The 2,055-nt window shown below is 68.6% G+C and carries 3 protein-coding genes; 1 reads left to right on the top strand and 2 read right to left on the bottom strand.

The features are described from left to right. Nucleotides 1-120: 120 nt before the first annotated feature. Nucleotides 121-750, top strand: coding sequence for a class I SAM-dependent methyltransferase (locus AN215_RS00140; protein ID WP_070008653.1), 630 nt, complete (start codon nt 121-123; stop codon nt 748-750). A gap of 36 nt (nt 751-786) precedes the next feature. Here AN215_RS00140 and AN215_RS00135 read toward each other — a convergent pair whose 3' ends face one another. Together AN215_RS00135 and AN215_RS28250 are read right to left on the bottom strand one after the other, a co-directional pair. Next, the gene (locus AN215_RS00135) at nt 787-1,620 is read right to left on the bottom strand and encodes a PIG-L family deacetylase (RefSeq protein WP_070008652.1); all 834 of its coding nucleotides are present in this window, start codon (nt 1,618-1,620) and stop codon (nt 787-789) included. A 290-nt stretch (nt 1,621-1,910) separates the two neighbouring features. Beyond that, nucleotides 1,911-2,055 (bottom strand): helix-turn-helix domain-containing protein (locus AN215_RS28250; RefSeq protein ID WP_139140678.1); only part of this gene is annotated, 145 nt, incomplete at its 5' end.

Below are 2,055 nucleotides of genomic sequence, written 5' to 3'. Positions count from 1 at the left end.
CGTGCAGGGGAGCCAGCAGTCGGGCGGTGAACGCGCGCCGTACGTCGTCGGGGACGAAGCGGAAGGGCCGGTACGGGGCCGGAGAACCGCTGCGAACGGCGTGCGTGTAATTTCCTTCCGGTGCCGATTCACCAGGATGAGACCAGGGCGGCCTACGACGGGGTCGTCGAGCTGTATGCGTCGATGTTCGCCGATCGGCTGGAGACGAAGCCGTTCGCGCGGAACATGATCGGCACCTTCGCCGAGCTCGTGCGTGGCACGGGAAACCTGCGGGCAGCCGACGTCGGGTGCGGACCCGGTCATCTGACGGCGATGCTGCACGACTTGGGGCTGGACGCCTTCGGGCTCGACCTCTCCCCGGCCATGGTCGACCACGCTCGGCAGGCCCATCCGTTGCTGCGGTTCGACGAAGCGCGAATGGAGAACCTGCCGGTCGAGGACGGCGCGCTCGGCGGGGTGCTGGCCCACTACTCCATGATCCATACCCCACCCGGAGAACTGCCCGCGCTGCTCGCTGAGCAGGTACGTGTCCTGGCATCAGGGGGCCTGATCCTGGTGTCCTTCTTCGGGACCGAGGGGCCGGAGCCGGTCCGCTTCGATCACAAGGTGACGCCCGCCTACAGCTGGCCGACGGAACTGTTTGCCGGGTTGCTGGCCGGGGCGGGACTCGTCACGGTGGCTCGGTTGCTCCACGACCCGGTGTCCGAGCGGGGCTTCCTTGACGCCCACTTGCTGGCCCGCCGCCCGTAGGACGCGGCTGTGCGGGCCCGGTCCCGGACGGGCGGATCAGCGAAGTCCGGCGAAGAGATCGTTCTCGGGTACGGCCGCGCCGGTGACGTCCCTGACTCGCAGGAAGGTCTCCATGCCCATCAACTCGCCGAACCTCTCCTTGCCCATCCTGAGGAAGAAGATGTTCTCGCCCTGACTGGCGTGCGCGGCCAGCGCATCGAACTTCTGGCCGCTGAACGCGGTGGTGTCCACCCACGTGGTGATCTCGTCGTCGGGGAGGCCGATCTCGGCCATCGCGGCGGTCTCGGCGGGATCCGGCTCCGGCATGTCCTCCTGAAACTCCCGCATGGTCTCCCCGAACCGCCGCATCATCGAGCGGGGCACCGTCGTCCAGTACGTCTTCGGCGTCAGCGCGGTCATCTCCAGCGCCGCCATGGTGATGCGGTGGGCCTGGATGTGGTCGGGGTGCCCGTAGAAGCCGTTCTCGTCGTAGGTGACGACCACGTCGGGCCGGTAGTGCCGCATGAGTTCCGCGAGCCGTGCGGCGCCTTCCTCCACGGGGGTCTGCCAGAACGATCCGGGTGCGTCGTTGCTCAGCCAGCCGGTCATCCCGGAGTCGGCATAATCCAGCATCTCCAGGTCGCTGACCTTCAGGACGTCGCAGCTCGCCTTGAGTTCTTCACGGCGCATCAAGGCGACGGCCGCCGGATCGTGCTCGGGATCGCCCGGCTTGACACCCCCCGGCCCGTCGCCGCAACCGCCGTCGGTACACGTCACGAGAACCGTGCGGACGCCCTCCGCCGCGTACCGCGCGAGGATGCCTCCGGTTCCGGTGGCCTCGTCGTCGGGGTGGGCGTGTACTGCCATGAGCGTCAAGGGCCGGTCAGTCATGAAAGGGTCCTCCTGCCGAATACATCTTGGTCCGGGTGAGCGGCGGGCGTACCGCTGTCCTGGGCCGGGGTGGCGGGGCGGACGACCTCGTGGTCTCCGCCTTCCCCGCCCGTGCGGCGCCGGCCGTCCGTCGATGCAACCGTGCCGGTGGGACCGGCTGCTGCGGACGGCAAGCAGCACGAGGCACCGGCTCCTTCGGCAGTCGGTGCGATCGCTTGCATGACTGCTCCAACCCCCGCCCGGGGTGGATCAATTCCGCGGTCTGTGGCGCATACGCGGCGGCGGTCTCCTCAACTCAGGCGCAGGGCGAGGAAGAAGTCGAGTTTGTCCTCCAGGCGGGACAGGTCGCGGCCGGTGAGCTGTTCTATCCGGCCCATGCGGTAGCGGAGGGTGTTGACGTGCAGATGGAGCCGGTCGGCACAGCGCGTCCAGGAG

Source organism: Streptomyces abyssalis (assembly GCF_001751365.1).
Taxonomy (GTDB): Bacteria; Actinomycetota; Actinomycetes; order Streptomycetales; family Streptomycetaceae; genus Streptomyces; species Streptomyces abyssalis.
This window is presented reverse-complemented; position numbering and strand designations above follow the sequence as displayed.

What these genes read in the sequence shown, in the direction of transcription:
- AN215_RS00135 (WP_070008652.1), bottom strand. Translation starts at nt 1,620, where the DNA reads ATGACTGACCGGCCCTTGACGCTCATGGCAGTACACGCCCACCCCGAC.